General features: G+C 41.7%; 4 protein-coding genes and 1 tRNA gene. 4 read left to right on the top strand and 1 reads right to left on the bottom strand.

Annotation, left to right across the window (positions count from 1 at the left end):
- The first annotated feature begins 508 nt into the window (after positions 1-508).
- From L1N97_RS16805 to rimI, 4 genes are all read left to right on the top strand, one after another.
- Positions 509-2,530, top strand: a complete 2,022-nt coding sequence (locus L1N97_RS16805) for an alpha/beta hydrolase family protein (protein WP_236130562.1) — start codon at positions 509-511, stop codon at positions 2,528-2,530.
- Positions 2,531-2,666: 136 nt separating this feature from the next.
- Positions 2,667-2,743, top strand: a tRNA-Trp gene (locus L1N97_RS16800).
- A gap of 9 nt (positions 2,744-2,752) precedes the next feature.
- Positions 2,753-3,106 carry a hypothetical protein gene (locus tag L1N97_RS16795; protein WP_236130561.1) on the top strand — a complete coding sequence of 118 codons (354 nt, stop codon included), beginning with the start codon at positions 2,753-2,755 and terminating at the stop codon, positions 3,104-3,106.
- The gene (gene rimI / locus L1N97_RS16790) at positions 3,099-3,548 is read left to right on the top strand and encodes a ribosomal protein S18-alanine N-acetyltransferase (protein ID WP_226751996.1); all 450 of its coding nucleotides are present in this window, start codon (positions 3,099-3,101) and stop codon (positions 3,546-3,548) included. Before L1N97_RS16795 ends, rimI begins: the two co-directional genes overlap by 8 nt.
- Positions 3,549-3,583: 35 nt before the next feature.
- Here the strand turns inward: rimI and L1N97_RS16785 are convergent, their stop codons facing one another.
- Positions 3,584-5,833: an EAL domain-containing protein gene (locus tag L1N97_RS16785; RefSeq protein ID WP_236130560.1), complete on the bottom strand. Its 2,250-nt coding sequence runs from the start codon at positions 5,831-5,833 to the stop codon at positions 3,584-3,586.
- Between the last annotated feature and the right edge of the window lie 160 nt (positions 5,834-5,993).

The following is a 5,993-nucleotide window of genomic DNA, read 5'->3' as shown; positions in this document are numbered from 1 at the left end:
TTACGCCCATTTTTCTCGGCGCGAGAAAGCTTAAGGATGTCTTCAGCAGTATGATTCATAAGACTCAGAGTATGATGATTTGGTGAGTACAATTAGAGCAGAAAACAAGATGGAATGGTATTACTCAAGGCTGAGGGCGCGAGTTGTTGCGGGTACTGAGGTAAACCGCTAGATTATATTTGAATTAGTACTTCGCCATCATGCTAAAAACTCAAAACTCAAAACTCAAAACTCAAAACTCACTTCGTCTATACCCTTCCATCTTAACGCCTTCTCAGCACTGCCCAGTCTCTAGGTTCACTCTAATTACGCGTTCAGTATCACTGACAAAACGCTTTCAAGCAGTGAATTTTGATTATTTTTGCCGATAAATTATCCTGATAATGTAATGAGATTGTTCTGGTTTTGTTCTGTCGTTATTCCATGTTGATTAACCGCAAAAGCTAATACAGCAAGGTCAGGGAGTTCTAGTATGGGTAGTGTACTTCCTTAAATATGAGAATCGCTTATGCGTTTTGTTAAACCGTTCTGTAGTTTTTTACTCGTTTGCTCAGTAAGTTGGGTGGTGCAAGCTACCACTCCGCTTGAGTATGATGATGTATTTGAAATTGAGTTTGTGTCTGATCCTCAACCCGATAGTAAAGGCGAAAAAATTGTTTTTGTGCGCAATTGGATGGATCGTCAAACAGACCGCCGGCGTTCTGTGTTGTGGTTAGCGGATGCAAAGGGGCAATTACAAGCGCTGACCCATTCTGCTCAGAGTGCTTCTTCTCCACGTTGGTCGCCTGATAACAGTAAGCTTGCCTATTTAGCTGATCAGCAAATCCATTTGTATTGGTTAGATAGCGGCCGCAATGTGCAGCTAAGCCATGTTAACCATTCGCCTGCTAATCTAAGTTGGTCACCAGATGGACAATGGTTAGCCTTTACCATGTTCACCCCCGTGACTAAAGCGCCTCCAGTAACCTTACCTGGTAAGCCAGCTAATGCCGAGTGGGCTAAAGCGCCTATTTATATTGATAATAAGCAATATCGTGCTGATGGTGCCGGTTATTTACCCGCGGGCTTTACGCAGGTGTATTTAATTGCAGCGGACGGCGGTAGTGCAATTCAATTGACAGACGAAGAGTTTAACCATGGCAGCAGCTTAAGTTGGCATCCGGATGGTTCTGCGTTGTATTTATCGGCTAATCGGCATGCAGATTGGCAAACTGCGGTCTCTAATTCCGAACTGTTTCGTTTAGATATTAAGACGAAACAATTAACGGCGTTAACCAATCGTTTTGGGCCAGATACGCAACCGCAAGTTTCTCCTGATGGTAAGAAGATTGCTTACTTAGGTTACGATGATCGCAAATTAGCCCATCAAGCTATGCGTTTGTATGTAATGGATATTGATGGCAGCAATAGCAAGAATTTAACGGAAGACTTAGATCGGGGTATTGAAAGTTTCCAATGGCAAGCAAATAGTAAAGATCTGTATATTACTTACGATAGTGAGGGCAAAGGTTTATTAGCGGAGTTGTCTGGGAATGGCCGAGTAAAAGTATTGGCTGATGATTTAGGTGGCTCTTCTTATAGTCGGCCTTATTCAGGTGGTCAATTTGCGGTTGCCAACAATGGATTAGTGGCTTATACGCAAGCCAGTACCGCCCATCCTGCTGAGTTGGCGACATTACAGCGCAATAAAAAACAGCAGCTAACCTCCTTTAATCGTGATTTACTATTTAAACGTGAAATAGGGAAGGTTGAAGAGTTCTGGTACGAATCATCTGTTGATAAACGTAAGCTGCAAGGTTGGATAATTTATCCGCCGGCTTTTGATGCCAGTAAAAAATATCCTTTGATCCTTGAGATCCATGGTGGCCCCCATACTGCTTATGGCCCTTACTTTACGATGGAGTTGCAATTACTGGCATCGCAGGGTTATGTGGTGCTGTATACCAACCCACGAGGCAGTACGAGCTACGGTGAAAACTTCGCTAACTTGATACATCATAATTATCCAAGCCATGACTTTAATGATCTGATGGATGGTATTGATCAAGTGGTTGCTCGTGGTTTTATCGATGAACGCGAATTATTCGTTACGGGCGGTAGCGGTGGTGGTGTGCTGACGACATGGAGTATTGCTCATACTAAGCGTTTTGCTGCCGCGGTTGCGGTGAATCCGGTAATTAACTGGTATTCTTTTGTGTTAAATGCCGATATGTACAGTTACTTTAGCCAGTATTGGTTTCCTGCTTTACCTTGGGAAGATCCTGAGCATTATCTAAAATATTCTCCTATTCAGCATGTTGGTAAAGTCGAAACACCCACCATGCTATTAACCGGTGAATCTGATTTCCGTACCCCTATTTCTGAAACTGAGCAATATTATCAGGCATTACAGTTACGTGGTGTAGAAACGGCGATGGTGCGGATCCCTGGGGCATCGCATGCCATACATACACGGCCAAGTAACATGATGGCGAAACCCGCCTACATTATTTACTGGTTTGAAAAACATCGACAAAAAACCGCTAAATAGTGCGTATAAAGCCCAGTTTATTCTGGGCTTTATTTTATTTACTAAAAAGTGTATGTTTTCTATTCATTCAGGTGGGAGCATCATGTTTTTTACTTTACCTTTAGTCGGTTCTTTGTATAATGGCGACTCCAACGCTAGGGGCATAGTTCCAATTGGTAGAACAGCGGTCTCCAAAACCGATGGTTGGGGGTTCGAATCCCTCTGCCCCTGCCACTTCTTCTTATGACAATGTATTCTCAAACACATATCACTTTATTAAAGCAGCTTGCTGTGGTGCCGTTGCAACCTAAATCTGAGTTTTATCCAGATTGTTCGCAACCGTGTTCAGCTGAAGATACTGATGCGCGCCAGAGTGAATCTATAACCAATGTTGAGGCGAGCAAGCTGGATGTGCTGGCGGCAGATATTGAGTGTCTGTTGGCATCGCTTGGCATCACAGACTGGCAAATAAATCCTGAAGCTGATGATATTCATTTACAAATGTCGCATTTAATCACCCCATCACTCGTGGCACTTAAACAACCCATGTTAAAGCGTCAGCTATGGTTACTGTTATCTGAGTATGTCGATGCCTGAGATCCGGCTACTAAGCCTTGAAGATTTGCCTACCTTAATGAACATCGAGTTGGCAGCTAATTTATACCCTTGGACTGAAGGGGTTTTTCGTTCTTGTTTTAATCAGCAATATTTTAATTATGGTGTGTTTCAACATGAACAGTTGCAAGGGTTTTATATTGGCCAATTTCTTGGGGTAGAAAGCCAATTATTTAATATTGCCGTTGCGCCGCAGGCGCAAGGTCAGGGTTTCGGTAAATTATTACTTGCACACTTTGTAGCACAGAGTACCGAACGTAATGCTTTAGATGCCTGGTTAGAGGTTCGGGCAACTAACCAACAGGCATTACATCTTTATCAGCAAGCGGGTTTTATCGAAACAGGCCGCCGTAATAATTACTACGTTAGCGCGCAGGGCCGCGAAGATGCATTGCTGATGTGCTTACCCTTAGCGTTTAGTTAATTGCTACGGCTGCTTTTTAGCAGAGGTTATTGCTGCTATTTTGCTAAAAAGGGCAGGATATAACTGAATACTTTATTACGGTGCATTGGCTTATTGTAAAAAAAACCTTGAGCTACAGTACATTGTTTGTTCAATAAATAACTCACCTGTATTTCGTTTTCAACGCCCTCACAAATTACCGCTAAGTTAAGTGCTTGGATCAGGCTAATTATGCCATTTAAGATAACAAGATTGGCGGCATCTTGATGAAGTATATCGTCAATAAAACTTTTATCTATTTTGATCACTTCAAATTGAAACTTCTTCAGGCTATAGATTGATGAGTAGCCTGTACCAAAATCATCTAAAACTAATTTCAAACCCAGACGTTTACATCTTTCTAAATTCTCAAATATCATTTCATCTTTTTCAAAAATCGTGGTTTCGGTGACTTCAAGGTGTATTAATGGCACGGTATTCGGAAATTGTTGGCATAGCATGGCAATTTGTTGATAGGTGTCATCATCTTTAAGCTGATTAGCCGATAGGTTGATCGATACAGGCCAATTAAAACCGGAGTTCTGCCAAGTGTTAACTTGGCTAAATACCTGATTTAATAGTTTCTTCCCCATGATTAGCATTAATATTTCATTTTCTATTTGTGGTAAAAAAGTGGCTGGCGTACGAATATCATTAGGGGCAAATTGCCAACGTACCAGTGACTCGAAACCGGTGATTGCGCCGGTGCGCATGTCATGTTGTGCTTGATAGTAGAGTTGAAATTGGTCTTTGTGGATCCCTTCTAGAATAGCCTCTAGGTAAGCACTTACCGAGGCTTGTTGTTGTAACAATTTTTTATTTAAAAAAGCGTACTTGTTTCTACCTGAGGTTTTCGCTTGATACATAGCCGCATCAGCGGCTTTAAGCAGTTCTGATTCGGTAATGCCGTCATCAGGATAGATAGCAATACCGATACTGGCGGTACAAGTATAGGTGATTTCAAATAAACGGTAGGGAGCGGATAAGAGTTTCAGTAATTTAGCACCAAAATGCTTAAGTAATTTACCTAAGTTATCACCTTGAATTAAAACCACAAATTCGTCGCCACCAATTCGTGCTGCAACATCTTTTGCCTTTATATTATGCTGTAAGCGTTTTGCTATCGATTTTAGTAACTCATCCCCATAATCATGGCCGTATTGGTCATTAACATACTTGAACTTGTCTAAATCGATATATAACACCGCAAGGTTTTCACCATCACGCTGCGCCGCTGCAAAGGTTTTATGATAAACCTGATTAAAGCCTTGTCGATTTAAAAGCCCTGTTAACACATCGGTTTCAGCGAGTGTTTGCATGTGTTTTTCTTTGGCCAGTTGCTCAGAAATATTTTCAAAGATGGCGATGTAGTATTTAATCGTTTTATCTTGGGCTTTGTCTGAGTAAACGGAGGTAATATGCAACTCTTCAGGAAATTCTACACCTGCTTTAGTTCGGTTATACAATACACCTTGCCATTGTCCCTTTTCTTTTAATTCCGCATACATATCCTGATAAAACTGCAAACTCTGTTTACCTGATGACAGAATATTAGGGTTTTTCATAAACACATCGTCTAGCGAGTAGCCAGTGATGGCAGTAAACGCCGGATTAACGTGAATAATATGATGATGTTCATCCGTTATCATAATGGCTTCTTGTAGATTCTCGACCACCATTTTGAATAAGCTTAATGACTGGGTTAACTGATGCTCTTTCGCTACTGAGACCATAGATAATAAATGGTAGTATTGCCCGTCAAGCTCAAAGTTGGCTTGATAAATTTGTACTTGGCCCTGGCGTTTAGGGTGATGCAGTTCAACCGAAATACTGTCGGTTGAGGCCGCTCTTAACCAATCAATAAAACGAGCCACGCCTTTGGCTAAGTAAGCATGCACTTTGATGGGTTCGTCGTCTTTAATATGGGTGTAATGGGGTAGATAGAGCAGATTTCGTGCTAACTGGTTGGCGTTTACAATCTGAAAGTCGGTGCTTAAAATGACAAAACCGACCGGCGCATGTTCAAAAATGGCATTAAACTGTTTTTGAGACGCCATAGTTTGATTGGTCTTTTGCTCTAACAGGCTAAATAAGTCGGTTTGAGCAGTAAGCTCGTTAATGACCTTTTCAAGTAATTGCAGGGCGGCTTGATAAGTACTTGGGCTGATGTGGGCAGCCGAGTCTTGCTGCATAGCGTGCTGTAAAGTGTCGACTTCTTGCTGCAACGCTTGGTTTGACGTTTTTAATTCTTGAAACGTGCGTTTCATATTTTTACCACTACCCAATACTTACTCGACATGTTGTTGCGTATTTCGGTGATTCCGAACAGCGATCCCGAAGTTATCCGATCACCCGTTAGCCGTTCTTTTTCATAACTGTAGTTTTACGCTAAGTGATCGGATTGGTCTAGTTTTCTCATCGACTCTC

It is taken from the genome of Rheinheimera sp. UJ63, from assembly GCF_021568285.1.
GTDB classification, from domain to species: domain Bacteria; phylum Pseudomonadota; class Gammaproteobacteria; order Enterobacterales; family Alteromonadaceae; genus Alishewanella; species Alishewanella maricola.
Note: the sequence above shows the minus strand (reverse complement) of the source record. Positions and strands in the feature narration are given on the sequence as shown.

What these genes read in the sequence shown, in the direction of transcription:
- L1N97_RS16805 (WP_236130562.1), top strand. Translation starts at nt 509, where the DNA reads ATGCGTTTTGTTAAACCGTTCTGTAGTTTTTTACTCGTTTGCTCAGTA.
- L1N97_RS16795 (WP_236130561.1), top strand. Translation starts at nt 2,753, where the DNA reads ATGACAATGTATTCTCAAACACATATCACTTTATTAAAGCAGCTTGCT.
- rimI (WP_226751996.1), top strand. Translation starts at nt 3,099, where the DNA reads ATGCCTGAGATCCGGCTACTAAGCCTTGAAGATTTGCCTACCTTAATG.
- L1N97_RS16785 (WP_236130560.1), bottom strand. Translation starts at nt 5,833, where the DNA reads ATGAAACGCACGTTTCAAGAATTAAAAACGTCAAACCAAGCGTTGCAG.